At 70.8% G+C, this 26,823-nt stretch carries 27 protein-coding genes; 13 read left to right on the top strand and 14 right to left on the bottom strand.

All coding sequences use genetic code 11. The features are described from left to right. Positions 1-34: 34 nt before the first annotated feature. Positions 35-1,042 (top strand): LacI family DNA-binding transcriptional regulator, encoded by a 1,008-nt coding sequence (locus tag O2L52_RS23990; RefSeq protein ID WP_416259899.1) that lies wholly within the window; start codon positions 35-37, stop codon positions 1,040-1,042. Positions 1,043-1,226: 184 nt separating this feature from the next. After that, complete coding sequence (locus O2L52_RS23985) at positions 1,227-2,513, top strand: M20 metallopeptidase family protein (RefSeq protein ID WP_270118734.1); 1,287 nt, start codon at positions 1,227-1,229, stop codon at positions 2,511-2,513. Between the two features lie 177 nt (positions 2,514-2,690). On the opposite strand, the gene O2L52_RS23980 is transcribed toward O2L52_RS23985, so the two are convergent. After that, on the bottom strand, positions 2,691-2,834 hold the full coding sequence (locus O2L52_RS23980; RefSeq protein ID WP_270118733.1) for a GPGG-motif small membrane protein: 144 nt from the start codon (positions 2,832-2,834) through the stop codon (positions 2,691-2,693). A 279-nt stretch (positions 2,835-3,113) separates the two neighbouring features. Here O2L52_RS23980 and O2L52_RS23975 point away from each other — a divergent pair, with 279 nt between their 5' ends. From O2L52_RS23975 to O2L52_RS23955, 5 genes are all read left to right on the top strand, one after another. Beyond that, on the top strand, positions 3,114-4,925 hold the full coding sequence (locus O2L52_RS23975) for a bifunctional 3'-5' exonuclease/DNA polymerase (protein WP_270118732.1): 1,812 nt from the start codon (positions 3,114-3,116) through the stop codon (positions 4,923-4,925). 245 nt (positions 4,926-5,170) lie between these two features. Next, positions 5,171-6,091: an ABC transporter ATP-binding protein gene (locus O2L52_RS23970; RefSeq protein WP_270118731.1), complete on the top strand. Its 921-nt coding sequence runs from the start codon at positions 5,171-5,173 to the stop codon at positions 6,089-6,091. Further along, on the top strand, positions 6,088-6,906 hold the full coding sequence (locus O2L52_RS23965) for an ABC transporter permease subunit (RefSeq protein ID WP_270118730.1): 819 nt from the start codon (positions 6,088-6,090) through the stop codon (positions 6,904-6,906). Before O2L52_RS23970 ends, O2L52_RS23965 begins: the two co-directional genes overlap by 4 nt. 10 nt (positions 6,907-6,916) lie before the next feature. Next, positions 6,917-8,128 carry a sensor histidine kinase gene (locus tag O2L52_RS23960; RefSeq protein WP_270118729.1) on the top strand — a complete coding sequence of 404 codons (1,212 nt, stop codon included), beginning with the start codon at positions 6,917-6,919 and terminating at the stop codon, positions 8,126-8,128. Beyond that, positions 8,125-8,799: a response regulator gene (locus tag O2L52_RS23955; protein ID WP_270118728.1), complete on the top strand. Its 675-nt coding sequence runs from the start codon at positions 8,125-8,127 to the stop codon at positions 8,797-8,799. The genes O2L52_RS23960 and O2L52_RS23955 overlap by 4 nt, the downstream gene beginning before the upstream one ends. Before the next feature lie 309 nt (positions 8,800-9,108). Here O2L52_RS23955 and O2L52_RS23950 read toward each other — a convergent pair whose 3' ends face one another. After that, the gene (locus O2L52_RS23950; RefSeq protein ID WP_270118727.1) at positions 9,109-9,876 is read right to left on the bottom strand and encodes a class I SAM-dependent methyltransferase; all 768 of its coding nucleotides are present in this window, start codon (positions 9,874-9,876) and stop codon (positions 9,109-9,111) included. 29 nt (positions 9,877-9,905) lie between these two features. Beyond that, on the bottom strand, positions 9,906-10,439 hold the full coding sequence (locus O2L52_RS23945) for a GNAT family N-acetyltransferase (RefSeq protein ID WP_270118725.1): 534 nt from the start codon (positions 10,437-10,439) through the stop codon (positions 9,906-9,908). Positions 10,440-10,596: 157 nt separating this feature from the next. On the opposite strand from O2L52_RS23945, the gene O2L52_RS23940 reads away from it, so the two are divergent. Together O2L52_RS23940 and O2L52_RS23935 are read left to right on the top strand one after the other, a co-directional pair. Continuing rightward, positions 10,597-11,247: an HAD-IA family hydrolase gene (locus O2L52_RS23940; protein ID WP_270118723.1), complete on the top strand. Its 651-nt coding sequence runs from the start codon at positions 10,597-10,599 to the stop codon at positions 11,245-11,247. A 119-nt stretch (positions 11,248-11,366) separates the two neighbouring features. Next, entirely contained in the window at positions 11,367-12,233 is an 867-nt protein-coding gene (locus tag O2L52_RS23935) for a hypothetical protein (RefSeq protein ID WP_270118722.1), read from the top strand. Positions 12,234-12,293: 60 nt separating this feature from the next. On the opposite strand, the gene O2L52_RS23930 is transcribed toward O2L52_RS23935, so the two are convergent. The 3 genes from O2L52_RS23930 to O2L52_RS23920 form a co-directional block, all read right to left on the bottom strand. After that, positions 12,294-12,866 (bottom strand): SWIM zinc finger family protein, encoded by a 573-nt coding sequence (locus O2L52_RS23930; RefSeq protein WP_270118720.1) that lies wholly within the window; start codon positions 12,864-12,866, stop codon positions 12,294-12,296. After that, positions 12,863-14,770 carry a DEAD/DEAH box helicase gene (locus O2L52_RS23925; RefSeq protein ID WP_270118718.1) on the bottom strand — a complete coding sequence of 636 codons (1,908 nt, stop codon included), beginning with the start codon at positions 14,768-14,770 and terminating at the stop codon, positions 12,863-12,865. The genes O2L52_RS23930 and O2L52_RS23925 overlap by 4 nt, the downstream gene beginning before the upstream one ends. A 469-nt stretch (positions 14,771-15,239) precedes the next feature. Further along, complete coding sequence (locus O2L52_RS23920) at positions 15,240-15,650, bottom strand: hypothetical protein (protein WP_270118717.1); 411 nt, start codon at positions 15,648-15,650, stop codon at positions 15,240-15,242. Between the two features lie 189 nt (positions 15,651-15,839). Between O2L52_RS23920 and O2L52_RS23915 the strand changes: the two genes are divergently transcribed. Together O2L52_RS23915 and O2L52_RS23910 are read left to right on the top strand one after the other, a co-directional pair. Further along, positions 15,840-16,754, top strand: coding sequence for a sugar kinase (locus O2L52_RS23915; protein WP_270118716.1), 915 nt, complete (start codon positions 15,840-15,842; stop codon positions 16,752-16,754). Then, positions 16,751-17,350, top strand: a complete 600-nt coding sequence (locus O2L52_RS23910; RefSeq protein WP_270118715.1) for a bifunctional 4-hydroxy-2-oxoglutarate aldolase/2-dehydro-3-deoxy-phosphogluconate aldolase — start codon at positions 16,751-16,753, stop codon at positions 17,348-17,350. The genes O2L52_RS23915 and O2L52_RS23910 overlap by 4 nt, the downstream gene beginning before the upstream one ends. A 71-nt stretch (positions 17,351-17,421) precedes the next feature. On the opposite strand, the gene O2L52_RS23905 is transcribed toward O2L52_RS23910, so the two are convergent. The 7 genes from O2L52_RS23905 to O2L52_RS23875 all read right to left on the bottom strand — a co-directional run bounded on the left by O2L52_RS23905 (position 17,422) and on the right by O2L52_RS23875 (position 24,554). Further along, on the bottom strand, positions 17,422-17,937 hold the full coding sequence (locus O2L52_RS23905) for an adenine phosphoribosyltransferase (RefSeq protein ID WP_270118713.1): 516 nt from the start codon (positions 17,935-17,937) through the stop codon (positions 17,422-17,424). Positions 17,938-18,079: 142 nt separating this feature from the next. Continuing rightward, positions 18,080-18,466 carry a DUF4234 domain-containing protein gene (locus O2L52_RS23900; protein WP_270118711.1) on the bottom strand — a complete coding sequence of 129 codons (387 nt, stop codon included), beginning with the start codon at positions 18,464-18,466 and terminating at the stop codon, positions 18,080-18,082. A 151-nt stretch (positions 18,467-18,617) separates the two neighbouring features. Continuing rightward, on the bottom strand, positions 18,618-19,493 hold the full coding sequence (locus tag O2L52_RS23895; protein WP_270118735.1) for a carbohydrate ABC transporter permease: 876 nt from the start codon (positions 19,491-19,493) through the stop codon (positions 18,618-18,620). Positions 19,494-19,498: 5 nt separating this feature from the next. Continuing rightward, positions 19,499-20,476 (bottom strand): carbohydrate ABC transporter permease, encoded by a 978-nt coding sequence (locus O2L52_RS23890; protein ID WP_270118710.1) that lies wholly within the window; start codon positions 20,474-20,476, stop codon positions 19,499-19,501. 10 nt (positions 20,477-20,486) lie between these two features. Further along, positions 20,487-21,782: an ABC transporter substrate-binding protein gene (locus tag O2L52_RS23885; protein ID WP_270118708.1), complete on the bottom strand. Its 1,296-nt coding sequence runs from the start codon at positions 21,780-21,782 to the stop codon at positions 20,487-20,489. Between the two features lie 327 nt (positions 21,783-22,109). Beyond that, on the bottom strand, positions 22,110-23,315 hold the full coding sequence (locus tag O2L52_RS23880; protein WP_270118707.1) for an ROK family transcriptional regulator: 1,206 nt from the start codon (positions 23,313-23,315) through the stop codon (positions 22,110-22,112). A 252-nt stretch (positions 23,316-23,567) separates the two neighbouring features. Then, the gene (locus O2L52_RS23875) at positions 23,568-24,554 is read right to left on the bottom strand and encodes a 1-phosphofructokinase family hexose kinase (RefSeq protein ID WP_270118705.1); all 987 of its coding nucleotides are present in this window, start codon (positions 24,552-24,554) and stop codon (positions 23,568-23,570) included. Between the two features lie 141 nt (positions 24,555-24,695). On the opposite strand from O2L52_RS23875, the gene O2L52_RS23870 reads away from it, so the two are divergent. Together O2L52_RS23870 and O2L52_RS23865 are read left to right on the top strand one after the other, a co-directional pair. Next, positions 24,696-25,202, top strand: a complete 507-nt coding sequence (locus tag O2L52_RS23870; RefSeq protein WP_270118703.1) for an O-acetyl-ADP-ribose deacetylase — start codon at positions 24,696-24,698, stop codon at positions 25,200-25,202. Positions 25,203-25,269: 67 nt separating this feature from the next. Then, positions 25,270-26,145, top strand: a complete 876-nt coding sequence (locus O2L52_RS23865) for a hypothetical protein (RefSeq protein ID WP_270118701.1) — start codon at positions 25,270-25,272, stop codon at positions 26,143-26,145. 91 nt (positions 26,146-26,236) lie between these two features. On the opposite strand, the gene O2L52_RS23860 is transcribed toward O2L52_RS23865, so the two are convergent. Then, entirely contained in the window at positions 26,237-26,800 is a 564-nt protein-coding gene (locus O2L52_RS23860) for a 3'-5' exonuclease (RefSeq protein WP_270118699.1), read from the bottom strand. Between the last annotated feature and the right edge of the window lie 23 nt (positions 26,801-26,823).

Below are 26,823 nucleotides of genomic sequence, written 5' to 3'. Positions count from 1 at the left end.
GCGGCGCGCGGTGGCGGGGCCCGGCGGGGGGCCGGTGCGGGGGCCCCGCACCGGCCGACCCACGCTGGAGGAGGTCGCCGAGCGGGCGGGGGTGTCGCGTGCGACGGTCTCGCGGGTCGTCAACGGGCAGACCACGGTCGCCGAGGGCCTGCGGCAGGCCGTGGAGGCGGCGGCGAACGAGCTCGGCTACGTGCCGCATGCCGCCGCGCGGTCGCTGGTGACGCACCGGACCGATTCGGTGGCGCTCATCCTGCCGGAGTCGCCGAACCGGGTGTTCTCGGACGACCAGTTCTTCCCGAGCGTCATCCGCGGCGTCGCGTCCGAGCTCGACGCGGCCGGGAAGCTGCTGGTGCTCTTGACGACCGGCTCGGCCGAGGCGCGGTCGCGGGCCGAGCGGTACGCGGTCGGCGGGCACGTCGACGGGGTCATGTTCGCCTCGCTGCACGACGCCGACCTGCTGCCGGAGCTGATGCTGCGGCGCGGGGTGCCGGTGGTGTGCAACGGGCTGCCGCACCTGGCCGCGCCGTGCATCGACGTCGACCACCTCGGCGGTGTGCAGGCGGCGGTGGAGTTCCTGCTCGCCAAGGGCCGCAGGCGCATTGCTACGGTCGCCGGGCCGCAGGACATGGTGGCGGGACGGGCGCGACTGGACGGCTACCGGCAGGCGCTCGCGGCCGCAGACCGGCGAGCGATCGTCGCGGTCGGCGACTTCACGGCCGAGTCGGGGCACGCGGCGATGCGGCAGCTGCTCGCGGACGAACCGGAGCTGGACGCGGTGTTCGTGGCCTCGGACCTCATGGCGCACGGCGCGCTCCAGGCCCTGCGGGAGGCGGGCCGGAGCGTGCCCGGGGACGTGTCGGTGGTCGGGTTCGACGACATCGCACTGGCAACGTACTGCGACCCGCCGTTGACGACGGTGCGGCAGCCGATCGCGGAGATCGGCCGCAGCATGGCCCGCGCAATGCTGCGGCTGCTGGAGGGCCACGAAGTGGAGCCGCTGACGATCCTCCCCACGGAGCTGGTGATCCGCGAGTCGGCCTGAGCCGCGGGACGGGCGGCGCTCCGGGTCCCCCGGGCCGCCTTCGAGAACGAACAGGACGCGGGCCCTATCGAGCCGATCGGGGCCGGCAACGCCGGGCACGGCGCGGAACACCTCCGGACCGCGCGGGCCGTCGGTACCGTCGGAAGCGGGGCCCGCAGCGCGGGCCTCGACCGGGGGGACCGTCATGAACGACAGCGCGATCTACGACCGCATCGACGAGCTGACCGCCGAACTGAGCGATCAGTTGACGGCATGGCGCCACGACCTGCACCGACATCCAGAGCTGTCGAACCGGGAGGTCGAGACCGCCCGGAAGGTCACCGAGCACCTGCGTTCGCTCGGCCTCGACGAGGTCCGCACCGGCATCGCCGGGCACGGCGTCGTGGGGGTGCTCAAGGGCGGCAGGCCCGGCGACCGGGTGATCGCGCTCAGGGCCGACTTCGACGCGCTCCCCGTGAAGGAGACCTCCGGGGTCGACTTCGCGTCCACGGTGGTCGACGAGGACTACCCGGGCGGCCCGTTCCCGGTCGCGCACGCGTGCGGCCACGACTGCCACACCGCGATGCTCATGGGCGCCGCCAGCGTCCTCGAACGGCTCAAGGCCGAGCTGCCGGGGACGGTCCTGTTCGTGTTCCAGCCCGCCGAGGAGGGCCCGCCGATCGGCGAGCCCGGCGGGGCGGCCCAGATGGAGGCCGAAGGCGCGCTGGCGAACCCGGTCCCGACGATGGTGTACGGCCACCACGTGGGCCCGCTGCCGGTGGGGGTCATCGCCTACCACGAGGGCAACCAGTACGCGGCCTCGTGCACCGTGCGCATCGTGATCCACGGCAAGCAGGTCCACGGCTCGACGCCGTGGGAGGGCGTCGACCCGCTGCCGGTGGCCGCGGAGATCGTCTCGGGCTGCGGGCAGCTGTACCGCCAGTTCCCGGCGGCCGACCCGTTCACGGTGACTATCGGCCACGTCGAGGACATGGGCCGGTTCAACATCATCGGCGAGAGCGTCACCCTGCTGGGGACGATCAGGTCAACCGTCGAGGCGGACATGGCCGGCCTGCAGGAGACTATGCGGCGCATGGCCGACGGGTACGCGCGGGCCCACGGCACGACCATGGAGATGGACTTCCCGGCGGAGGTCCCGGCCGTGCACAACGAGCCGGCCTGGGTCGAGGCGGCGCTGCCCACGCTCGAGCGCGTGGTGGGTGCGGACCGGCTCATCACCATGACGCCGGGCCTGGGATACGACGACGTCTCGGTGTTCGTCAACAAGTACGGGGGCCTGTACGTCGGCCTGGGCTGCCAGGACGTGGAGCTGACGGCGACGGGCATCGAGCCGGTCGAAGGCGGCCCCGGCATGGTGTTCAACCACAATCCGGCGTTCTACGCCGAGGACGCCGTCCTCCCCATCGGGACGCGGCTCCACGCGACCGTGGCGGTGCCCCCCCTCGCCGGCCGGATCGAGACCGCGGCCTGACCCGGACATGCCGAGGGCCCGCCGACGCCTTGCGGCGCGGCGGGACCCGACTCGATCGTCGTGGTCCGCCCGGGCGGACCGTCCGGGCGGTGTCACGCGGGGCGTGCCCGCGCCTGGTCGAGGCCGCTCTCCGAAACCGGCAGCCGCGTAAGCGGCGGCCGTCCGTGAGCGGCCCGGCTAGGTGAACAGGCTCACCCCGCCGGGGCCGACCAGGAGGCCGACGATGATCACCACGATCCCCAGGAGCACCTGGCCCCGGAAGATCATGAAAATGCCGTAGATGACGAGAAGGACCGCAAGGATCCACAGAATCAAAGCCATGCAGACCGGTTACCCGAATAGACGCGAAAGTATGTCTACTGTCCTCTCCCGCGTTCTCTGAGGCTCCTACCTGGGATGCCATGTGACATGTCACGTACCACCCGCCCGATGGGCCCCCGGTAACACCCTGACATGCGGGTACGACACGATTCGGCGCCAGTGGGACGTGAGTCGGATTCGCCCCGATTGCGGAGGCGGCGTGGAACGGGTGAGCGCGAGCGCGGGCCGGGCCGATTCGAGATCGGGCGGAATGTCGGTGGCGCATGGTCCACTTGGACCATGGAGGTCGCACTCGTGCACGGACGCGGCGGGGAGGGGTGGACGATGCCCTTGCCCGGCGGCGCGGTCACCTACCACGCCGACTTGGCCGCCGCGGTGACCGCGATCGAGACCGAAGCCCGGGGCGGGTTTGACTCGGGCGCCGGCGGACCCGAAGACGACCACCAGACCGCAACCGCCCACGCCTCCAGCCGAGCTGGTGCTGGTGCTGGTGCTGGTGCTGGTGCTGGTGTCGCCGAGAAGGATCGCAATGGGGGCCTTCGGTCCGGTCACGATCAGGACGCGCCCGGCCGTGCCGACTTCGGACACGGGCATCCGGCATCGCCGCGATGGGTCCTGGCCGATGCCGCCCAGGACTATCCGCCGCTGCTGCAGGCGGGCGCCCGCCTCGACCGCTGTCGCGACCTGCGGCTCGCCGAGCGGATCCTCTCCCGGGTCGAGGGCCGCGAGCCGCCGGCCGTCACCGCCGAGTCCGACCCCGACGCCGGAACGCTCTTCGAGCGCGAGCCCGAACCGGTCGACGGCCCCGCGATCCTCGTCCGGCTCCAGGCGACCTGGCTGGACCAGCGCCGCCGCACCGCCGCGGCCGACATCGCGGGCCTGGGCACGCTGCTCGCGGCCGAGTCCGCGGGCGCACTGGTGGCCGCCGAGATGAGCCGCACCGGCGTCCCGTTCGACCGGGGCGTGCACGACCGCCTCCTGCGGGACCTCCTCGGGCCGCGTCCCACCAAAGGCATGCGGCCCAGGAAGCTCCAAGCGCTGGCGGACAAGGTGATCGACGCGTTCGGGCACCAGCTCAACCCCGATTCGACGAAGCAGGTCCTGGCGGCGTTCCACGCGGCCGGGCTCGATGTGAAGAACACGCACTCCTGGGAGCTCGCCTCGGTCGACCATCCGGCGGTGGAGGCGCTCAAGGTGTACCGCGAGCATGCGCGGGTGTGGAGCGCGTTCGGCTGGAACTGGGCCGACTCGTGGGTCTCCGCGGCGGGGGCGCCTGGGGCCGAGGCCGATCCGGCGCTGGCGGACCGCGGGCGGTTCCGGCCCGTGTACATGGTGGGCGGTGCCGACACCGGCCGGTGGGGCACCGACGGCGGCGGGGCACTGCAGCTGCCCCACGCGGTCCGGGAGGCGATCCGGGCCGAGCCGGGGTGGAAGCTCGTCGCGGCCGACGCCGCGCAGCTCGAGCCGCGGCTGCTCGCGGCCATCAGCGGCGACCGGGCGATGATCGCGGCCACGGCCGCCGACGACCTGTACACCGAGCTGGCGCCGCGACTGGGCGGCGAGCGGTCGAAGGCGAAGATCGCGCTCATCTCCGCGATGTACGGCGGGACCGCCGGGGACGCGGCGCAGTTGGTGCAGCTCATGAAGGACCGCTTCCCGGCGGCGTTCCACCGGGTCGAGTCGGCCGCGCGCACCGGCGAGAAGGGCGGGCTGGTCCGCACCTGGCTGGGCCGCACCGTGCCGGCGCCGAGCGAGCGCTGGTGGCAGACGTTGAATTCGGAGGACGGGACCCGGTCCGCGACCGGCCGCGGACGGTTCACCCGCAACTTCATCGTGCAGGGCACCGCCGCCGAGTGGGCCCTGGTGCTGCTGGCGGTGCTGCGTCGCGAGCTGCATGAGCGCGACCTCGGGGAGCTCGTGTTCTTCCTGCACGACGAGGTCGTGGTGCACTGCCCGGCCGAGCACGCCGCTGCGGTCGGCGAAGTCATCGAACAGGCCGCCCACACCGCCACCACCACCCTCTTCGGCGACATGCCGGTGCGCATTCCGCTGCGGCCCAAGGTGGTCGACAGCTACTCCGAGGCCAAATGAGGGGATCGGCCCGATCCGCCGGAGCCGCGATTCGGAGACCGTCACTGTCGTACCCATGTGTCAGGGTATTTCCGGCGGTTCACCGTACGAGTAATATATGACACATCACGTATCATCTGTCTGGTTCGTCAGTTGTCCAGCGCGGTCTCCGGCTCGAAGTCGTAGTACTTGGGTACCACTCGCGCCCCTGAAGTTCGCTCTGGAAACGGATGATCCGCCGCAGGGCGCGCCGTACCGTTCTGGGCATGATCGAGATCGAGCACTTGACGAAGCGCTACGGCAAGAAGACGGCCGTGGACGACTTGACGTTCGCCGTCAAACCCGGCGTCGTCACCGGCTTCCTCGGCCCCAACGGCGCCGGGAAGTCCACCACGATGCGCGCCATCGTGGGCCTGGACGCCCCGACGAGCGGCCTCGCCCGGGTCAACGGCAAGCACTACTCTGAGTTCCGCTCGCCGCTCACCGAGGTCGGAGCGCTCCTGGAGGCCAAGTCCGTCCACGCCGGGCGCAGCGCCTACAAGCACCTCCTCGCCCTCGCCCGCACCCACGGCATTCCGAAGCGCCGCGTCAACGAGGTCATCGACCTCGTCGGCCTCCACGAGGTCGCCGGCAAGCGCGTCGGCGGCTTCAGCCTCGGCATGGGCCAGCGCCTGGGCATCGCGGTGGCGCTCCTGGGCGACCCGGCCGTGCTGATCCTGGACGAGCCGGTGAACGGCCTGGACCCTGACGGTGTGAAGTGGATCCGCTTGCTGCTCAAGGGCCTTGCGTCCGAGGGCCGGACGGTGTTCCTGTCCTCGCACTTGATGAGCGAGCTGGCCCAGACCGCCGAGCACCTGATCGTGATCGGGCAGGGCAGGCTGCTGGCCGACACGACGGTTGACGCGTTCGTGTCCGGCAGCGGGCAGGCGAGCGTGCGGGTGGTCTCGCCCGATGCGGCGCGGCTGGCCGAGCACTTGGCGGGGCCCGGCATCACCGTGTCGAGTCCGGAGCGCGGGGTGCTGGAGGTGACCGGGACCGAGGCGTCCGTGGTCGGCCAGACCGCGGCCGCGCACGGGCTGGTGCTGCACGAGCTGCGCACCGACCGCGGGTCCCTTGAGGACGCGTTCATGCAGTTGACCGCCGACGCGGTCGAGTACCGCCAGACCACTGAAGGGGCGAACCGATGACCGCCGCTGTGATGACCGACCGCGCGGCCTACGTGCCGCCGGCGAACTACAAGCTCTCCGCGGCGGGTCTGCTGCGTTCGGAGTGGACGAAGCTGTGGTCGCTGCGCTCGACCTGGATCGTGCTGCTGTGCGCAGTCGTGTTCAGCGCCGGCCTGGGCGCGCTCATCTCCTCGAGTGTGCCGAACGACCAAGCGGTGGGCGGCGCCGATGTGGCGCTGAGCTTCTCGATGGCGGGGATCTCCTTGTCCTCGGTGTTCGTCGCGGTGCTCGGCATCCTCACGGTGACCGGGGAGTACTCGACGGGGTCGATCCGCTCCACCATGTCGGCCGCGCCGAAGCGCCTGTCGGTGCTGTGGGCGAAGGCCGCCGTGTTCGGGGCCGTGGTCGCGGTCCTGTTCGGGGCCATGGTGTTCTTGACGTTCTTCATGACCCAGGCGATCCTCTCGGACACTGAGCTTGGCAGCGTGTCGCTGTCGGACGAGGGCGTGCTGCGGGCGCTGCTGGGGTGGACGGCGATGATCGTCTACCTGGCGCTCCTGGCGCTGGGCATCGGTGCGATCCTGCGGAACTCGGCGGGTTCGATCGGGTTCTACATCGGCGTGATCATGATCCTGCCGCAGCTGGCGGGTCTGCTGCCGTGGAGCTGGGTGGATGATGTGACGCCGTTCGCGCCGGGCAATGTGGCGAATACGATCGCGATGGTCGACACGACCGGGGCGGACCTGTCGCTGGGCCAGTCGTGGCTGTGGATGGGGATCTGGCTGGTCGTCACTTTCGGGCTGGCGGGCGTGCTGCTCAAGCGTCGCGACGTGTGAGCATGAGCTCGTGGCCGAGGCCGTGACCGTTCCCCGCAAGCGCGGGATGTGGCAGCGGATGCTGGAGTTCGACTCCCGGCATCCGCTGCTTTGGAATCTGTTCCCGATCTTCCTGTTCTCGCTGCCCGCGGCGCTGGCGGTGGTGCTGGCCGCGGTGGGCGAGATCGACCCGGTGGATCCGCTGCTGCAGGTGCTGCTGGTGGCGATGTTCCTGGTGCCGACGATCTGGCGGCGCCGGTACCCGTTCGCGGTACTGCTGAGTCAGTGCGTGCCGCTGGCGATCACGATCCCGATGGGGTACACGAGCGAGGAGAGCGCGGGGTTCGTGAACTCCGCTGCGGCGGTGGCGTTCACGTTCGTGCTCTACAACCTGGTGGTGCGGCGGCCGCTGAAGCTGCTGTGGTGGGCGGGGATGGTCTCGCTCGTGCCGTCGCTGATCGACTGGCTGGTCAATCAGAACCTGTCGGTGGGCAGCTTTCTCGCGTTCTTCGCGCCGACGGTGATCTACTTCGGTTTCATCGTGGCGATCGGCATGCTGATGCGCACGCGCCGGGAGTTCCAGCATTCGGAGCGGGACCAGGCGGCGCAGCAGGCGGTGACGGAGGAGCGCAACCGGATCGCGCGGGAGATGCACGACATCATCGGGCACAACCTGGCGGTGATCAATGCGTTGGCGGACGGAGGCGCGTACGCCGCGACGGCGGCGCCGGAGAAGGCGAAGGAGGCGCTCGAGGCGATCGGGCGCACGAGCCGGGAGGCGCTGTCGGAGTTGCGGCGGGTGCTGTCGGTGCTCAAGGCCGAGGAGGGCGAGGACCTGGAGTTGGCGCCGCAGCCGGGCCTGGCCGAGTTGGACGCGCTCATCGAGCGGGTGCGGGAGGCGGGTCTGCCGGTGACAGTGTCGGTGGCGGGTGATCCGTGGGCGTTGTCGGAGAACCAGCAGTTGGCGGTGTACCGGACGGTGCAGGAGTCGCTGACGAACGTGTTCAAGCACGCGAGGGGTGTGCGGCGGGCCGAGGTGTCGATGGAGTACCGGGATGCGGGGCTGTCCGTGACGGTGCGCAACACCGGGAACCGGGTGGATGAGGCCGGTACGGCCCGTGGTCTGGCAGGCTTGTCGGAGCGTGCGGCGGCGTTCGGCGGCACGATGGTGGCCGGGCCCGAGGCGCTCGGCGGTTGGCGGGTCGCGTTGTGGCTTCCCGAGGATGGAGAGGAGCGCCGGTGACGACGTTGCTGATCGTGGACGATCATCCTTTGCAGCGCATGGGGTTTCGGATGCTGGTGGAGAGCCAGTCGGACCTGGTGGTGCTCGGGGAGGCCGACAACGGGGCCGATGCGGTGCGTCGGGCGACCGAGCTGGGGCCGGACGTGGTGCTCATGGACGTGCGCATGCCGGGCGTTGACGGGATCGAGGCGACGCGGCGGATCATCGCGGCGGGCGGGCGCAGCCGGGTGCTGGTGCTGACCACGTTCGACCTGGACGAGTACGCGTATGCGGCGCTGCGGGCGGGCGCGAGCGGGTTCCTGGTCAAGGACGCGCAGCCGGAGGAGCTGCTCGCGGGCATCCGCGTGGTGGCCGCCGGCGACGCGGTGGTCGCGCCGAAGCTGACGCGGCGGCTGCTCGACCGGTTCGCCGACCAGTTCCCGGTCGACGGCGAAGCGGACGCGTCGGCGACGGCCGAGCGGCTCGGGGTCCTCACCGATCGGGAGAAGGAGGTGCTGACGGCGATCGGGCGGGGGTGGAACAACTCCGAGATCGCTGAGCGGTTCCACCTGGCCGAGTCGACGGTGAAGACCCATGTGGGCCGGATCCTCGCCAAGATCGGCGCCCGAGACCGGGTGCAGGCGGTCATCTTCGCCTACAACACCGGTCTCGTCTCCCCTGACGGCAACTAGGCTACGCGCGGGCCCGGGCCTGTTTCCGCAGGTAGCGGGCCTTTGTCATACCCGTGTGGGAGGGTGTCCTTTTCACTGGTAGTGGTGAAGGTGGGATAGGGCGGGTACCCGGGGCCTCCCGTATCGGCGGCATCTCGCCGGACCGGTGGCATGTCACATGCCATGCAGCGCCGGCCGAGCGGCAGCTCCGCGGCCGAGCCGCGGTGGCAGATCCTCCGTCGAAGTGCACTGCGGCTCCGTTGCCTCCCAACGTGAACCATCAGTGGCATGTCACATGTCATGCGCCATTTCAGGAGTTGCCGCGCCCGTTCACTGCCGTGTGAACGCGAGCAGGTCGCATTCGGATTCGACCGGGCTCGGGGCGGTCTCTGCGAGCGCGTCGGCTTCCAGTGCGGCGAGGCCGTCGCGGTACTCCTCGTCCGTCAAGTGCTCGTAGACCGAGAGCGCGCGCATCCGCTGCCGCCCGGCGTATTCGGCGAGGCTGTCCGCCGAGCGGTGGTGGACCTCGCTGAGCCCGGCGTGCGCGAACCCGGCGTCGGCGAACACGCGCACGGTCTCCTCCAGCGACGGGAACACCTCGGCGTCGATGTCGCGGGTCCGCGGGAAGTACCGGTACAGCAGCAGGTCCTTCAGGCGGTCCGAGAGCGTGGTCGCCATGAGCAGCCGCGCGCCCGGCGCGAGGACCCGCGCCAGCTCCCGCGCGGCCGCGTCCCGGTCGGGCACGTGGTGCCAGACGAGGAACATCAGCGCCAGGTCGGCGCTCCCGTCCTCCAGCGGCAGGTCCGCGGCGTCGCCCGGCACATACGATACGAGCGGGTGCGAGGACTCGACATGGGCGACCTCCCGCATCCGCGCCGAGGGTTCGACGCCGATGACGTCGGCCCCGAACTCGTCGGCCAGCGCGGGGGTGAACCGTCCGGTGCCGGAGCCGACGTCGAGGACGGTGCCGATGCGGCGGTTCCCGGCGTGTTCGCGGAAGGCCCGGAGCCAGGCGCGGCGGCTCGCGGGCAGGAGCCGGCGGCCCTTCGCGTATCCGGCGTGCTGTGTGCGGTCGTAGTCGACGCGTTTGAGTCCCACCTAGTCCCCCAACCTGTGTGCTTGCATTGCTATGGCGCGGTAGGCACCCAGAACCGGAGTCTGCCGCCGCGTTCGTCTTCGAGTACCCCGCCGTTGGCTTCGATGACCTTGCGGGAGGCGGTGTTCTCGGTGTCGCAGGTGATGAGTGCCTTGTCGATGCCGAGGTCTGCGGCGAGGGGCAGGACCGCGGCGAGCATGGCGGTGGCGTGGCCGCGGCGGCGGGCGGTGGGGCGGACGTCGTAGCCGATGTGGCCGCCGATGTCGCTGAGCTGCTCGTTGAGGCGGTGGCGGAGGTTGATGCGGCCGAGGTAGGTGTCGCCCTCGGTCCACCAGTAGGTGGTGGAGGGGACGAAGTCGGCGGGCGGGTCGGTGATGAGGCGGCGTTCGAAGGCGAGGGCGCGTTCGAGCCATGCCGGGGTGTCATCGGGGCGGCCGGCTTCGCGGATGAGGTTGCGGAAGAGGGAGTGGTCGTCGGGTCCGCCGCGGCCTTCGGCGAGGAATTCGCGGACGCCTTCGGTGTAGGAGGGTCCGACGCGTGCGGTGGGGAGTGTCAGTGCTGGCACGGTGTCGACGGTAAGTGGTCGTCCGGTTTCGCGCAACCGTTATCTGCGGGGTGGCGGGGGCTCACGGCGGGCGGGCGCGAATCCTTCGTGAGAGTTAGCGTGGTCGTCATGTTCCGTTGATACCGTGCATGTCCGGTGACTCGAGGAGGGTATGTACATGGGTGATTCGGTGCTGACGGCTGCGGTGCTGCTGTTCGACATGGACGGGACGCTGGTCGATTCGACGGCGTCGGTGGAGCGGGCGTGGGGTCGGTTCGCCGGCCGGCACGGTCTGGAGGCTTCGGCGATTCTGGCGGTGGCGCACGGGCGGCCGACGATCGAGGTGGTGGCGGAGTTCGCGCCGCACGGTGTGGACGTGGTGGCGGAGACCGATCGGATCGAGGCGGAGGAGATCGACCGCACGGACGGGATCAGTGAGATTCCGGGTTCGGCGGCGCTGCTCGGCGGCCTGGACCGGGACCGGTGGGCGGTGGTGACGTCGGCGACGCGGGCGTTGACGCTGCGCCGGCTTGCGGCCGTGGGGATTCCGCTGCCGAAGATCCTGGTGGCCGCTGACGACGTGACGAGGGGCAAGCCGCATCCGCAGCCGTACATGCTGGCGGCGAAGGCGCTGGGGTTCGACGCGGCGGAGGCGGTGGTGTTCGAGGACGCGCCGGCGGGTCTGGCTTCGGCGAGGGCCGCAGGGGCGGCCACGGTGGTGGTAGGCGATTACAAGGGCGAGGCGTCGGAGGGGCTGCCGCGGGTGCCGGACATGCTGTCGGTCTCGGTGTCCGCCAGCGGTTCCGGGATGACGGTGACGCTGGCCTGAGCGGCGTTCGCTATCGAGTCTCCTTGGGGCGCATGGTGTCGGCTTTCCGACAGTGCCGTGTCCGTCCGGTTCGTTCCTCGTTCTCTCGGGTGCATTCCCCGATATGGAAAGAGGAGTCAATGCCAGGAGAGTTCCACGAGATCCTCGTGAAGCTGATCCAGGACGAGCCGGCGTCGGTGCCGTGGATGCTGGCGCTGGCCGGCGGTCCGCGCGGCGCGAAGTGCGTCAAGGCTGAGACGCGCTCGGGCGCGGTGGGCTCGTCGGGTCCGACCGAGCGCCGGGCGGACGGCGTCGTCCGGCTCGGTTTCGCGGACGGCGCGGAGCTGATCGTCGTCTGCGAGGTCCAGAACGAGTGGAGCGAGGACAAGTACCACCGGTTGCCCGGCTACCTGACCCACGCCTTCGAGGACCACCGCGTCCCGGTCGTGCTGCTGATGCTGTGCCGCACCGATGCGCTCGCGCGGCGGTTCCGCCGCGGGATCGCCATGGGCCCGGGCAGTACGGTCGCGGTGGCGACCGTGGGCCCCGGGAACATGCCGGACCTGGGTGCCGACGAGGCGCCGCCGAACGCGGCCGCGGCCGTCGCCGCGGCGGTCATGCGCCGGCAGCCGAAGACCATTCCGACCGAACTGTTCGTCTCGACGCTCGACCGCTGGCTCGGCACCATCGAGCCAGGACGAGCGGCCGACTATGCGAGATTCCTGCTCACCACTTTGGCCAAGGAGCCTGCGACCTTGCTGGAGGCACTGATGAAGACCGAAGCCCGTCTCTACCACTCGGAGTACACCGAGGAGCTGCTCACCAAGGGCCGCGACGAAGGCGCCGTGCGCCACGCCCGGACGACGCTGCTGCTCATGCTGGAGTCCGACGGCGAGGTGCCCGCCGAGCGGCGGGCGGAGATCGAGGCCTGCGAGGACTTGACCCGGCTCGACGCCTGGATCGTCGAGCGGGTCCGGTCCGCCAAGGGCCGACACTGGCATAGCTGATCCCCGCGCATGCGAAAGCCGGGCCGCGAACGCGGCCCGGCTTCGGCGTGTTCGGCGGGCTCAGACGGGCTGAGCGGCGTCCATGCTCGCGACCCGCGCGGCGCGCAGCCGCCCGGCGAGGTCGCGGGTGGGGCCGCCGCGCAGGAGAAGGACCAGCCACGGGTCGTCGTCCATCTTCGCGGCGCTGACCAGGGCGAGCGCCATGATGTGGGCGCACACTTCGCGGCTGTCGGCGCAGGGGCAGGTCGCGGTGATGCGGTTGTGGTCCTCGGTGACGAACTTCTTGGGCAGCAGGCGCATCCCGGTCTCGGCGAGGACGTCGTCGATGCGCTTGGGCAGGCGCCCGGCGAGCAGTCCGGCCACGCACGAGGGCGACAGGGACAGCGCGGTCATCCCGGCGGCCCACGCGGACGCGTTGTAGACGGGGATCTGGATCTCGGTCTCGAAGGTGCGGCCGTTGTCGGTGACGCGGCCCGTGACGCTGCCGGCGTCGATCGACATGCCGGTCACGGCGCCGTGCCCGGCGAGGGCGCGGCCTTTGACGATGCGCTGGTCGGGGTAGTTCAGGCCGATGGTCTCCAGGGCCCGCCACCATTTGCGGCCCCACCAGGTCCGTCCGTACGGGTCGCTCACAGGTGGCCTCCGTCGGCGTCGAGTTCGATGAGTTTGCGCAGCTGGGAATCGTCGAGGTCGCCCAGCCAGTCCTCGCCGTTGCCCACCACGGCGTCGGCGATGGCCCGCTTGCGCTGGAGCAGTTCGTCGACGCGCTCCTCGAGGGAGCCCGCGGTGACGAGTTTGTGGACGTGCACGGTGCGGGTCTGGCCGATGCGGTGCGCCCGGTCGGTGGCCTGGTCCTCGACGGCCGGGTTCCACCAGCGGTCGTAGTGGACGACGTGGGACGCGCCGGTGAGGTTGAGGCCGGTGCCGCCCGCGCGCAGGGACACGAGCAGGATCGCCGGCCCCTCGCCGGTCTGGAACTCGTCCACGAGCCGGTCGCGGGCGGGCTGGTCGAGGCCGCCGTGCAGGAACGGCGCGGCGACGCCGAGCTCGGCGTGGAGGTGGCGCGAGAGCAGCTCCCCCATCTGCCGGTACTGGGTGAAGATCAGCGTCTTGTCGCCCTCGTCGACGACCTCGGCGAGCATCTCGGTGACCCGGTCGAGCTTCCCGGAGCGTTCGGCCAGGCCGGCGCTGTCGCCGACCCCCACGTACTGGGCGGGGTGGTTGCAGATCTGCTTGAGGCGCGTCAGGAGCTTGAGGACGCGGCCGCGGCGGGTGATGCCGTCGCCCAGGCCCTCGTCGAAGGCCTCGCGGATGGCCTCCTTGTACAGGCCGGCCTGCTCGTCGGTCATGGTGCAGGCGACGACGGCCTCGATCTTCGGCGGCAGGTCGGCGGCGACGTCTTCTTTCATGCGGCGCAGCACGACCGGGTCGATGCGGGCCCGGAGGGTGGCGGCCGAGACGGGGTCGCGGCCGATCTCGATGGGGTCGGCGAAGCGGCGCTTGAAGTCGGTCTGGCCGCCGAGGAGCCCGGGGTTCACGAACTCGGAGATCGACCACAGCTCGGAGAGGTGGTTCTCCACGGGCGTGCCCGTGAGGGCGACCCGGACGCGGCCGGTGAGGTCGCGGACGGCGCCGGCGGTGCGCGACCGGTGGTTCTTGATGGCCTGGGCCTCGTCGATGACGATCGTGTCGAACGCGATCTGCCGCAGCAGCTTGATGTCGCGCAGCGCGATCGAGTACGAGGTGACGACCACGTCGGACTCGGTCAGCGGCCGGCGCTCCTTGGTGCGGGACGGGCCGTGGTGCAGGTGCACGGAGAGCTGGGACGCGAAGCGCGCGATCTCCCGCTGCCAGTTGCCGACCAGCGAGGTCGGGCAGACGACCAGGTGCGGGGCGTTCCCGGCGCGGCGCACGAGCAGCCCGATCGACTGGAGGGTCTTGCCCAGGCCCATGTCGTCGGCGAGGATGACGCCCGCGCCGCCCTCGGCCGCGGCCTCCAGCCACGCGATGCCGTGCGCCTGGTACTTGCGCAGGTCGGCGTTGACGCGGACCTCGCCGGGGTCGGAGTGCTGGGCGGTGATGAGCCGCAGGTTGAGCCCGGAGTCGGAGCGCAGCAGCTCGGTGAAGGACTCCACGAACGAGCCCACGAGGGCCTTGGCGGTCCACACGTGGCCCTCGGAGTGGGGCACGCAGTGCCCTTCGGCGGGCAGTTCGCCCGCGATGCGGTCGAGGTCGTCGAACTTGTCGTCGTCCACCGCGTTCGCGATGCGCGCCCAGATCGCGACCGACTCGGTGATGTCCGGCCGGGAGGCGATCCGCGTGAGCGCGGGCAGCACCGGGCGCACCGGCATGGCCACACCCTCGACCTCGACGAGCTCGCCGTCCAGGTACAGCTCGGCGTCCACCGGGTCCCCCGGGGGGAGCCCGAGCTCGGCCACCGCGGCCCAGGGATGCGCGCCGCCGAAGAAGAGCAGCCGCCCGTCGGCCGGGGAGGCGTGGTCGGGCAGGAAGGTGGCGTGCAATTCGCTGGGTGGCAACGAGGCTCCTACGGGTCAACGGCAGACGTGCCATTTTGCCACAAGCGCGGCCCCGAACCCAAACGCGCGCTCCGCGGGCGACGCCTGGGAATGTGTGAAACCCCAGCTCGGCGGTCATCTGCCAACTCGGCGGTGTGCGCATGCAGACGAACGCTTGCACTGGCGGGGACCGGCCTATCGGGACGCGCCCCGGGACGTAGGCCCGCGGCGCAGGAACGGGGCGGGCCCGCCCGTCGCCGCACGGGACCGCGCGTTCACGCGGCCCGGGCGCCTTCGGGCGGACTCGCCCCGTCAACCCCAGAGCAAAGTCCGCGCGGAGGCGCGGGCGGACCGGGCGCTCGCGCGCCGTGCCGCGTCCCTCCGCATTGAGGTGCACCGAACACCCTTCGCACAGAAGGATGTTCGAACGTGTAGAAGTTAGCGGCAATTTCGAACACTGTCAATACCTGTGTCCAGGTTTCGGACCGGTTCACCGCAGCGGGCAGCGCATCGCCAGATCCAGCGAGGCGTCGTCGCGGAACGCCGCCTGGGCCTCCTCGAGCGCGTCCGCGTCCCCCTCCGGCACGCTCGCGACCATCTCCTGGACCCGCACCGCGAAGCCCGACGTGAGCGACTTGAGGTTGGGGTCGACGATGCCGGTGCCGATCGTGTCGATCTGGTCGAGCACGCCGTCCACGTTCTCGCCGTCGGCCTCGGCGGCCAGGTCGAAGGCCTGCCAGGCGTGCTCGCAGTCGGCGGCGATCTGCTCGGCGTCGCGGTCGAGGTCCTGGTATCCCGGGTCGGTCTCGTCCACCCCGCCGAGGCACTCGGTGAGCATCCACAGCAGGGTGAGCACGCCGATCGTCCACGCGAAGAGCTTCACCAGACGCAGGTCGGTCATGTCCGGCTCCAAGGTGAGAGGCCTGTGTCACACAGTCTACGCGGACGGGGGCGGGCGGCACGGGACGGCGCGCCGCGGCGGGCGATCGGCGCCCGCCGCCGCATGGCCCCTGTCTGTATGCGTTTTCCAGTCGGTAGGCTGAAGCTCCGTCTGCCCACCCCTTGCACACGCGGACACGAACGGAGCCACATGGACGTCCTGTGCCTGGGCGAGTCGATGATCGTCCTCGCCCCCGCCGCCGCCGAACCCCTGCGCGGCGCCGTCGACCTCCACATGGGCGTCGCCGGAGCCGAATCCAACGTCGCCGTCGCCCTCGCGCGCCTCGGCGCCGGCACCGCCTGGTGCGGCAAGATCGGCGACGACCCGCTCGGACGGCGCATCCGCGACGTCCTCGACGACGCCGGCGTCGACTGCAGCCTCGTCCAGACCGACACCGAGCGGCCCACCGGCGTCTACTTCAAGGACCCCGGGCCTGAGGGCACCCGCGTCCACTACTACCGGCGCGGCTCGGCCGCCTCGACCATGCGCCCCGGGCACCTCGACGGCATCGCGCCGCCGCGCCTGCTGCACCTCTCGGGCATCACGCCGGTCCTCTCCGACACCTGCGCCGCGCTCGTCGACGAACTCCTCATCGACCGGGCCCTGGACCCGGCGCTGGTGAGCTTCGATGTCAACTACCGTCCCGCGCTCTGGCCTGTGAGCGAGGCCGGGCCGGCGCTGCGGCGGCTCGCCGACGCCGCCGACATCGCGTTCGTGGGGCTCGACGAGGCCCAGACCCTGTGGGGCACGGCGACCGCCGACGACGTCCGCGAGCTCCTGCCCGGCACCGGCGTGCTCGTCGTCAAGGACGGCGGCAACGGGGTCACCGCGTTCGAGGGCGGCAAGAGCGCCTACTCCCCCGCCGAACCGGTCGACGTGGTCGAACCGGTCGGCGCCGGCGACGCGTTCGCCGCCGGATTCCTCTACGGCCGCTTGCAGGACGCCTCCCTCGAGGCGTCCATGCGGCTGGGCCACCGGCTCGCCGCCGGCGCCCTCCAGACCGTCGGGGACCTCGCGCCCCCGCCGCCACCCGAGACCGTCCGAGCCATCCTGGAGGACCAGTGACCATTGACCAAGGCGCATTCTTCGACCGCCTCTTCGCCGGGCAGCGCGTCATGGCGATCTGGCGGGGCCTGCCCGCCGAGGAGACCGTCGAGCTCTCCGAGCGCGTGTGGGACGCCGGGTTCGACCTGGTCGAGGTCCCGATCGGGAAGCCCGGCCAGGAGGAGGCGCTCGCCGCTGCGGTGAAGGCCGCGGGCCCGAGCGGGCGAGCCGTCGGCGCGGGGACCGTGGTCTCGGCCGGGCACGTCGAACGCGCCGCCGCGGCGGGCGCGGCCTACACGATCGCGCCGGGCCTGAACCCCGCGGTGCTGGAGGCCTCGCACGCGGCCGGCCTGCCGCACCTGCCGGGCGTGGCCACGGCCAGCGAGGTCGGGCTCGCAAGGGACCTCGGCTGCACCTGGGTGAAGGTCTTCCCGGCCTCCACCCTCGGACCGGACTGGTTCAAGGCCATGCACGGGCCGTTCCCGGACATGAAGTTCGTGGCCACCGGCGGCGTCGGCCCGGACGAGATCGACACCTACATCAAGGCCGGCGCCTCGGTCATCGGCATGGGCTCGGCCCTGGCCGACCCGGCGAACCTGGCGAAGCTCGTCGGCTGAGTCGTTCTTGTGTAATGCCAATGGCGCGTGACATATCACCGGTCACGCGCCATTGGCTTGCCCCTACGGGGCTACAGCTTGCCGAGGAGCGAGACCACCGGGTAGCCGTCGAGGCGGTCGCGTCCCGAGAGGGCGGCGATCTCGAGGAGGGCGGCGCAGGCGGCCACGGTGCCGCCGAGTCCTTCGACCAGGCGCACGCCGGCGGCCATGGACTCGCCGGTGGCGATGACGTCGTCGACCAGGAGGACGCGGTCGCCCTTGCGGACGGCGTCCTTGTGCATCTCGACGCGGACCTCGGCGTACTCGCCGCGGTAGGTCTCGATCGCGGCCTCGCGCGGGAGCTTCCCGGCCTTGCGGATCGGGATGAGCGGCGTGCCGGTGCGGTCGGCGAGCGGGGCGGCCCACAGGAAGCCGCGGGCGTCGAACGCCGCGATCGCGTCGTACGGGTGGGCCGCGCAGGCCTCCAGGAGCCGGTCGACCGAGGCGCGGAAGGCGTCAGGGGCGGCGAGCAGCGGCGTGATGTCGCGGAAGCCGACCCCCGGTTCGGGGAAGTCGGGGACGATGGGCACGTATTCGGTCAGATCCACAGCGGCAAGGGTAGCCGCTCGCGCGCTGCCGGGGTGCCGCCGCACGAGCCCAGTGGCATATCACGCGTCACGCACCACGAAGCCCCCGGCCGATGCTTCGGCCGGGGGCTTCGCCTCCGCGTGATTCACGGCGAGGGGCGTCCTAGACGGGGACGCTCTGGCGGGCCTGCACGGCGGTGACGACCAGGTTCTGCTGGGCCTGGATGTAGCAGAGGTTGGTGCCGGCGAGGAAGCACAGGAGGGTGGCCACGCCGGTGTTGAACGTGGGGGTCAGGCCGGCGGCCTGCTGCTCGGCCTTGATGGAGGCGCACAGCTTGAACCAGTTCATGATCGGGACGATGAACAGCGTGATGGCGCCGAACAGCATCCACACCACGAGGCTGGAACCGCTCACGTTCTTCGGGTTGTCCGGGTTCACGGCCTTGATCTGGGTGGCGGTCTTGGCGTACCAGAACAGGCCGTAGATGCCGAAGCTGACGAGGGTGAGGCCCCACACGCCGAAGGGGGACCGGATCTTCAGTTCTTCCACTGGGGATGACTCCTTGCAAAAGGGACTTTCGGGCTGGGTCAAAGCGCACGGCCGCGGGTGGGGACCCGCGGCCGGTTGGGCACACTGTGACCTAAGTGGGGCTCACATTAACACCTATGAGCGTCGCGTATGGAGCGAGGCGGCCCTTCGGTCACCCCTTGAGGCCGGTCTGCGCCACGCCCTGCACCAGAAAGCGCTGCAGGAACAGGAACACGAACACCAGCGGCAGGATCGCCACCGCGGCGGCCATGAACAGCTGCGGCAGGTTCACCGTCTGCGAGGTCAGGAACGTCGACAATGCGACCTGCACGGTCCACGAGTCCGACGAGCGCCCGATGACCAGCGGCCACAGGAACGAGTTCCATGAGGTCACGAACGTGATCACCGCGATCGCGGCGAGGAAGCCCTTCGAGTTGGGGATCACGATGCGCCAGAACGAACCCCAGTACCCCAACCCGTCCACGCGGGCGGCCTCCTCGAGCTCCCGGGGGAAGCTCAGGAAGTACTGCCGGCACAGGAACGCCACGAACCCGTTGAACAGCGTCGGAATGATCAGCCCTCGCAGGTCCGAGACCCAGCCGAGGCTGGAGACCATCACGAAGCTCGGCAGGAACGTGATCGCGCTGGGCACCATGAGCGTCGCCAGGATCGCGTAGAACACCTTGTCCGCGTGCCGGTACGGGATGCGGGCCAGGCCGTACCCGGCCGTCGTGCACAGGAACAGCGTGCCGACGGTGGTGAGCACGGAGACCATGGCGGAGTTCAGGAGGCTCCGCGCCATCGGCACCTTGTCGTCGTTGAACAGCTCGGTGAAGTTGCCCCACTGGACGTCGGTGGGGAACCACATCCAGCCCGGCGCGGTGATGTCCTCTGTGGTGGAGAGGGCGTTGCGCACGATCAGGTAGAACGGGATCAGGAAGAGCGCTGCGATCACGCACAGCCCGATGAAGTTGAGGGCCCGCGAGGCCCGTGAGCCGACGCCCGGCCTGAATCCGACCGGTTTGCGCCGGTTCTCGGTGGACACCATGTCGGTCACCGTCCTTCCGGTTTGCCGAAGCCGAGGAGCTTGCCCTGGAAGAGGGTCACGATCGCGATCAGGAGCGCCAGGATGAGCGCTCCGGCCGAGCCGCGGCCGAGGTCCTGGCTCGTCCCCAGCGAGGTGTGGAACAGGTAGATCAGCGGGGTCCGGGCGTACGGGACGTTCCCGGAGTTGGGCAGCAGGTTCCAGAACTCGTCGAAGGCCTGGTAGGCGGCGATGAGCACCAGCATCAGCACCGCCACCGAGGAGGCCCGCAGGTGCGGCAGCGTGATGTGCCAGAAGGTCTGCCAGCCCGGCTTCGCACCGTCCACATAGGCGGCCTCGTAGAGGTGCTCGGGGATCTGCTGGAGCGCGGCGATGAACAGGATCATGTAGAAGCCGCACTGGATCCACAGGCGGAGCGAGGCGATGACCAGCCAGAACCACGGCGGGTCGTTCCCGAACAGCCACGGGATGTTCTCGATCCCGAACCAGCCGAGCACGGTGTTGGCCATGCCGTAGCGCACCCCGGCGAAGATCGACATCTTCCACACCAGCGACGCCACCACGTACGAGCAGGCGAAGGGCAGGAAGAACACCGAGCGGAAGAACGCCCGCATGATGCGGACCTTGTTCACCGCCAGCGCGAGTCCGAGCGAGGAGACGAAGGTGATCGGCACGATGATCGCCGCGAAGACGGAGAAGGTGATGAGGCTCCGCCGGAAGTCCGCGTTGGTGAGCATGGTGACGTAGTTGTCGACGCCGACGAAGTCCTCGCTCGCCGGGGTGACGGTGTTGCGCGCGTCGAAGAGCGACAGGTAGGCGGACCAGCCCACCGGGATGTACGTGAAGATGATCAGGCCGAGCAGGAAGGGCCCGACGAAGTACCAGAAGGCGAGGTTGCGGCCGCCGAACGTCCGGCGGCGGCGGGGGCGTCGTGACGTCCCCGCTGCCGCCGCTGCCGGTTCGGCCGTCGTGTCGGTGACGGCCATGTCGATCCCCTTACCCGAAGATGCCGTCGAGTTCGGTGTTGACCGTCTCGACGGCCTTGGCCAGTTCGGCCTCGGGGTCGTTGCCCTCGATGGCGATGTTGGAGAACATGTCGTTGACGGCGGTGTTCATCGCCGGGGTCCAGTCGGGGCTGTCGGCCCAGCCGTACTCCTCCGAGATGGCCACGGCCTCGGCGGCCGGGCCGGAGGCGAGCTGGTCGGCCTGCTCCCGCAGTGAGAGCCGCGAGGGGATGTGGAAGCCGTAGCTCAGGCACCAGTCGAGGATGGCTTCGGTGTTGTCGACCCACAGCCACTTGGTGAAGGCCTTGGCCGCGTCGACGTTCTTGCCGTTGGCGTTGACGAAGGTCGCCCAGCCGCCGTTGTAGACCGTGGGCGTGCCGCCGACGAAGCCGGGGCACGGGAAGATCCCGATGTCGTCGCCGAGGTTCTCGATGAGCGCCGGCATGGTCCAGAGGCCGGTCCACGACATCGCCGTAAGGCCCTGGATCATCGACGAGGGGTCCCACCAGTCGGTGGGGGCGCCGAGCAGGAGCGAGCCGGAGTCGTTGAGCTGCTTGACGAGTTGGGCGCCTTCGGCCATCCGCGGGTCGTTGAAGCCGGCCTGCATGTCGGCGCCGATGAACGACAGGCCGAGGCTGTTGATCATGTGCTGGCCGAGCCGGTCGGTGCCGCCGGCCGCGCCGAAGTCGATGCCCTTGACGTCGCCGGTGGTCAGTTCGGTGGCGATCGCGATCAGCTCTTCGAAGGTGGTCGGCGGCGCGGTGATGCCCGCGGCCTCGAACAGGCTGGGGCGGTAGACGATGTACTGCGGGTCGTCGATCATGTTGATGCCGTAGACGGTGCCGTCGATCGTGTTCCGCACGAGGTCGCCCTCGGGGATGTCGGCGATGACGTCCGCGATGATGTCGTCGAGCGGCACGAGCTGGCCGGCCTCGACCATGCCGCGGTTGAGGTGGCTCTCGAAGACGTCGGGGCCGTCGTCGGTCAGCAGACCCGAGGCGAGCGCGGCGTCGTAGTCGCCGGGAATCCACTCGACGGTCACGTTGGCGTCGGCGTAGTCCGCGGCGTAACCCTTGGCCGCTTCCTGGGTGCCCGCCTCGCCGTACTCGTGGTACCACTGCTTCAGGGCGACGCCGTCGCCCTGCTCCTCGCGGCCGGTGTTGCCGCCGCAGGCCGCCAGGGCGCCGGCGCCGGCGGTCATGCCGCCGAGCGCGAGCATGCGCCGGCGGTTCATCATGAACTCGGCGAACGCTTTCTTCGAAGGGTGGTTGTTGCGTGAGGCAACCATCGTCTAGCTCCTCGCTACGTTGAGAGGTGAAGGGCTCCCGCGCGGCCCCCGGTTCGACACCACAGCGGGGAATCAACATGCGTCGATTCGACTCCCAGTGTTACGAGCGCCACTCACTTTGTCAATGGGTTGGAGTAAGTGTTCGGATAACGATTTGTGCGCGGTCGGACCAGTCCGGATCGGCCTGCGGCATTCGATTGCACAGCGCTGACCAGCACGAACAGCGCCCTCGGCGGTATCGTGCCGGGGGCGCTGGGCTCGTGATGGCGGCTCCGCGGGCGTTCGCCGCCGCGGAAATATTCGGTTGCGCCGGTGGCGGCGCCGTGCTCAGCGGCGGCTGCGGGAGCCGACCGTGTTCAACCGGTTCAAATGGCCTTCGAGCGCCAGCGCGGCGGCGCCGAGGGCGACCATGTTGCGGTCCTGGCCGTTGCGCTTGAGGCGCGCGGCCTTGAGCGGCGCCTCCATGGCGTGGTCGGCGAGGCGGCGCTGGAACTCGGGGACGAGGGCGTCGCCGAGGACGCTGGTGACCCAGCCGTCGAAGACGACGAGGTCGGGGTTGAAGAGGTTGAGGAGGTTGGCGACACCCGCGGCGAGGTATTCGGCGACGGTCTCGACGGTGCGGACGGCGGTGGTCTCGCCGGCTTCCCAGGCGGCGGCGAGTGCGGCCATGGCCTCGGTCTGGGAGCCGAGGGCGGCGCGGGGGTCGAGCTGTCCCCAGTGCCAGAGGATGGCGGGGGCGCCGACGTAGGCCTCGATGCATCCCTTTGCGCCGCAGCGGCATTGGGGACCAGCGGGGTTGATGGTGGTGTGGCCCCATTCGCCGGCGGAGTTGGTGGCGCCGCGGTAGAGCTGGCCGCCGAAGGCGAGGCCGGCGCCGACGCCGGTGCCGAGGATGAGGACGGCGAGGCGGTCGACGCCGCGGCCGTCGCCGAACCAGAGTTCGCCGACGGTGATGGTCTTGAGGGGGTTGTCGAGGTAGATGGGGACGCCGAGTTGGAGGCGGTCGTCGAGGAGTTTGCGGAAGGGGACGTCGTGCCAGTTCCAGTTGGGGGCGAAGCCGGAGACGCCCCAGGTGACGTCGACCTGGCCGGGGAGGCTGACGCCGAGGCCGAGGATGGCGCGGTCGCCGAGGCGTTCGCGGATCTGGTCCATGGCGGAGACGATGTGGCCGATGACCTGTTCGGGGGCGTTCTCGCTGGGTTCCATGCGTTCTTCGACGCGGTCGACGACGGCGAGGGTGAGGTCGTAGACCTCGAGGTAGACGTAGGTTTCGGCGACGTCGACGCCGATCATGACGCCGCCGCCGGCGTTGGGGGCGAGCAGGGCGCGGGGCCTGCCGCCGCCGGAGTCCTCGCGGCCCACTTCTACGACGACGCCGAGTTCGATCAGGTCGGTCACCAGGTTGGAGACGGTGGCGACGCTGAGGTCGGTCTCGCGGGCGAGGATCTGGCGGGAGGTCGGGGCGTCCGCGATCAGGTGCCGGAGCACTGCGAAGCAGTTGCGGAGGCGGATGTCGCGCGAGGTGGACTTCATGGATGCATGGTACGGCGCGAATGCCGCCTTTGTAAATGGGTTAGATGAAGGGTCCGGTATCGGCTGTGAGGGTAATGCCGCAGGCAGTGCGGTTGCCGAGCGGGCATTGGTGATACGTCACATGTCATGTACCGCCCCGAATCGGGGTATGTCGGGTGACCGGCGGTGGGAAGTGACATGTGACGTATCACTGTTCCACTGAACGCACCGCAAAGGCGAAAGGCGGGTCGATGCGTGCACGTGCACTCCGGGTCAGCGATCCGGGTTCAGGATGCGGTCGGCGTCGGGGGCCCGGGTGACCTCGACGGCGTCGAGGTCGATGTCCTGCGGGCCGGGCATGATGCTGCCGGGCAGTGTCACCGCGGCGGTGCCCCAGGCGACGGCGGCCGCGAGCGCTTCGGGGCCGCGGCCTCCCGCGGCGAGGAATCCCGCGAGGGCGGCGTCGCCGGCCCCGACGGTGCTGACGAGGGGCCCGGCGAGCGGGGCCTTCGCGTGCCAGACGCCGTCGGCGTCGACGAGGATCGCGCCTTCCGCGCCGAGCGAGGCGAGGACCGCTCCGGCCCCGGCGGCGCGCAGCGCCTGGGCGGCGGCGACGGCGTCGCCCATGGTCGTGATCGGGGTGCGGGCGGCTTCGGCGAGCTCTTCGAGGTTGGGTTTGACCAGGTCGGGCCGGGACGCGAGACACGATTCCAGTGCGGGACCGGAAGTGTCGATGACGGTGGCGGCCCCGGCGTCGCGGGCGCGTTCGACCAGTTCGGCGTAGAAGGAGGCGCCGACGCCGGGCGGCAGGCTGCCGCAGCCGGCGATCCAGGCGGTCGGCCGTTCGATGCTGCTGGAGGGGGTCTGCAGGGCGTAGTTCGGGGGCGCCGAGATCGCCGCGTCGAGCAGCTCTTCGATCTCCTCGGCCCGCAGGACCGGGCCGGATTCGTTGAGTTTGGTGACCGTGCCGTCGGCTTCGGCGAGGGTGAGGTTCGAGCGGACCCCTTGGGAGACGGGCACTTCGATGATTGGGACGTCCGCTTCGGCGAGGAGGTCGAGCAGCTCGGCGCCGGCGTGGCCGCCGCTGATGAGGACGGCCCGGGTGGCGTGGCCGTTGGCGACGAGCGCGCGGGAGACGTTGACGCCCTTGCCGCCCGGGTCGACCCGGTCGCCGATGGCGCGCTGCACTTCGCCGCGGCGGAGCCGGTCGACCTCGATCGTCCGGTCGAGGCTCGGGTTGGCGGTCAAGGTGACGATCATGCGCACCACTTTCGGGTCGGCGGGCTCGGCGGCGGCGGCGAGGCCGTTGCCGTGACCCCGAACGGTACTGCGGCGCCTGCGGCACGGCACGGAAACCCCGGGCGCTGGACCGCAGCCGGCCGCGGCGTGTTTGCATGGGGCATGGACATCCGGATCCTCAGCGGCGACATCACGAAGCAGCGCGTGGACGCGATCGTCAACGCCGCGAACTCCTCGCTCCTCGGCGGCGGCGGCGTGGACGGCGCGATCCACCGCGCCGGCGGCCCGGCGATCCTCGCGGAGTGCCAGGAGCTGCGCCGCGGGCAGTACGGCAAAGGCCTGCCGACCGGGCAGGCGGTCGCGACCACCGCCGGGCGGCTCGACGCCGACTGGGTCATCCACACCGTCGGCCCCGTCTACTCCCCTGCCGAGGACCGCAGCGCGCTCCTCGCCTCCTGCTACCGCGAGTCCCTCGCCCTCGCCGACCGGCTCGGCGCCGACTCGATCGCGTTTCCGGCGGTCTCGGCCGGGGTATACGGCTGGCCCGCCGCATCGGCGGCGGCGATCGCGGTCGCCGCCGTCCGCGAAGCCGAGGCGAGCGTCGCGGACGTCAGGTTCGTCCTGTTCACCGAGGAACTGCTCGCGGCCTTCCAGCAGGCACTGGGCTGAACCGCCGCGCGGTGTCGCACCCGGCCGGTACGGTCGGGCGCGCACCACTCGCCAGAAGGGGCCCGCCATGAAGACGCTCAGCCAGGACGCGTTCGCCGCCGCAGAGCGGTACCTCCAGCTCAACGCCCGACTCATCGACCGGGCGCGGTTCGCCAACCGCTTCCACGGCGGCCAGGCCGGCGCCGTGACGCACGCCGTGCGCGCCTACCAGAACCCCGACGGCGGGTTCGGCCACGCCATCGAACCGGACCTGCGCGGCGCCGGCAGCCAGCCGCAGGGCGCCGAGGTCGCACTGTGGGCGCTCGACGACGTCGGCGCGTTCGACGAGCCCATCGTGCTCGCCGCCTGCGCCTGGCTCGAAGCGAACTCGACCGATGAGGGCGGTGTGCCGTGGGTGCTGCCCAGCGTCGTCGGCGACGAGCGCGGCCCCTGGTGGCAGCCGCAGGGCGAGCAGCCCCCGGCGGCCCTGAACCCGACCGCGCCGATCGTCGGCCTCCTCCACACCCACGACGTCAAGCACCCCTGGATGGAGTCGGCCACCGAGTTCTGCTGGCGGAAGATCGCCGAACTGGACGAGGTCGGCGCCTACGACGCGATGTGCGTGCTGCACTTCCTCGAACGGGTCCCCGACAGCGAACGCGCCCGGACCGAGTTCGAGCGCCTCGGCCCCTCCCTCCGCGCCAGCGCGGCCCTGGACCCGGACGAGCCCGGGCACACCCACTCGCCGCTCGACCTGGCGCCGACCCCTGATTCCTTGGCGCGCAGCCTGTTCAGTGACGAGGAGATCGGCCGCCACCTCGACCACCTGGTCGAGACCCAGGGCGCCGAGGGCGGTTGGGCCCCGAACTTCCCGATGTGGACGCCGGTGGTCGCCCACGAATGGGGCGGCTTCCTGACGCGGGCGACACTCGCGACCCTGCAGGCGTACGGCCGCATCGCCTGAGGGCGGCCCGCCGGGTCTGCGGCGGGCGCTGAGGAGCATGGCAAGGGGTCCGCGGGACGAGATCGACTGCGGTGGGCCCGCATTCGCGTGCTCAGGAGTCGGGCCACTCGCCCTTGGCGGCGAGGTCGAGGACGACGGCGGCGATGTTCCAGGCGTCGTCGGCGCCGCTGTGGTGGCGGCCTTCCAGCGGCAGGCCCGCGATCTCGAGGGCTTGGGCCATGCCGGGCCTGCGGCGCAGTCCTCTGGCTTCGGTGAAGCGCAGTTTCGCGTTGACGTGCCGCCGCCCGAACGGGTAGCGGGTGCCGGTCGCCCGGCATTGGCGTTCGAACTGCTTGCGGTCGTAATCGCCCCAGCTGGCCCAGGACCGCGAGTCCGCGCGGTGCTCGGCGGTGAGGAGCCGGCAGGCCTCCGTGAAGGTGATGCCGGTGTCGACCTCCTCCTGGGTGAGGCCGGTGAGCTCGGTGCAGAACGCGCTGACGCGGGACCGCTGGGGCCGCACCAGGATGCGGTGCTTGGCGAGGCGCTCGCGGGCGGCGAGGTCGACGACGGTGAGGCCGATCTCGATGATCTCGTTGACCGCGCCCGGCGGCGGCTGCCCTTCCCAGCAGGTCGCTTCGACGTCGACCACGTTGAGCAGGTTTCGGGGTGCGTCCATGCCGTGAGCGTAGGCGGGCGCCG

It is taken from the genome of Glycomyces algeriensis (assembly GCF_027622855.1).
Lineage (GTDB): Bacteria > Actinomycetota > Actinomycetes > Mycobacteriales > Micromonosporaceae > Glycomyces > Glycomyces algeriensis.
The sequence above is the reverse complement of the archived record's forward strand: the minus strand, read 5'-3'. Positions and strand labels throughout refer to the sequence as shown.

Coding starts and splice junctions, on each gene's coding strand:
- O2L52_RS23890 (WP_270118710.1), bottom strand. CDS start 20,476: ATGGCCGTCACCGACACGACGGCCGAACCGGCAGCGGCGGCAGCGGGG.
- O2L52_RS23885 (WP_270118708.1), bottom strand. CDS start 21,782: ATGGTTGCCTCACGCAACAACCACCCTTCGAAGAAAGCGTTCGCCGAG.
- O2L52_RS23875 (WP_270118705.1), bottom strand. CDS start 24,554: ATGATCGTCACCTTGACCGCCAACCCGAGCCTCGACCGGACGATCGAG.
- O2L52_RS23870 (WP_270118703.1), top strand. CDS start 24,696: ATGGACATCCGGATCCTCAGCGGCGACATCACGAAGCAGCGCGTGGAC.
- O2L52_RS23975 (WP_270118732.1), top strand. CDS start 3,114: ATGGAGGTCGCACTCGTGCACGGACGCGGCGGGGAGGGGTGGACGATG.
- O2L52_RS23865 (WP_270118701.1), top strand. CDS start 25,270: ATGAAGACGCTCAGCCAGGACGCGTTCGCCGCCGCAGAGCGGTACCTC.
- O2L52_RS23895 (WP_270118735.1), bottom strand. CDS start 19,493: ATGGTGTCCACCGAGAACCGGCGCAAACCGGTCGGATTCAGGCCGGGC.
- O2L52_RS23920 (WP_270118717.1), bottom strand. CDS start 15,650: ATGACCGACCTGCGTCTGGTGAAGCTCTTCGCGTGGACGATCGGCGTG.
- O2L52_RS23980 (WP_270118733.1), bottom strand. CDS start 2,834: ATGGCTTTGATTCTGTGGATCCTTGCGGTCCTTCTCGTCATCTACGGC.
- O2L52_RS23935 (WP_270118722.1), top strand. CDS start 11,367: ATGCCAGGAGAGTTCCACGAGATCCTCGTGAAGCTGATCCAGGACGAG.
- O2L52_RS23860 (WP_270118699.1), bottom strand. CDS start 26,800: ATGGACGCACCCCGAAACCTGCTCAACGTGGTCGACGTCGAAGCGACC.
- O2L52_RS23970 (WP_270118731.1), top strand. CDS start 5,171: ATGATCGAGATCGAGCACTTGACGAAGCGCTACGGCAAGAAGACGGCC.
- O2L52_RS23915 (WP_270118716.1), top strand. CDS start 15,840: ATGGACGTCCTGTGCCTGGGCGAGTCGATGATCGTCCTCGCCCCCGCC.
- O2L52_RS23985 (WP_270118734.1), top strand. CDS start 1,227: ATGAACGACAGCGCGATCTACGACCGCATCGACGAGCTGACCGCCGAA.
- O2L52_RS23880 (WP_270118707.1), bottom strand. CDS start 23,315: ATGAAGTCCACCTCGCGCGACATCCGCCTCCGCAACTGCTTCGCAGTG.
- O2L52_RS23965 (WP_270118730.1), top strand. CDS start 6,088: ATGACCGCCGCTGTGATGACCGACCGCGCGGCCTACGTGCCGCCGGCG.
- O2L52_RS23940 (WP_270118723.1), top strand. CDS start 10,597: ATGGGTGATTCGGTGCTGACGGCTGCGGTGCTGCTGTTCGACATGGAC.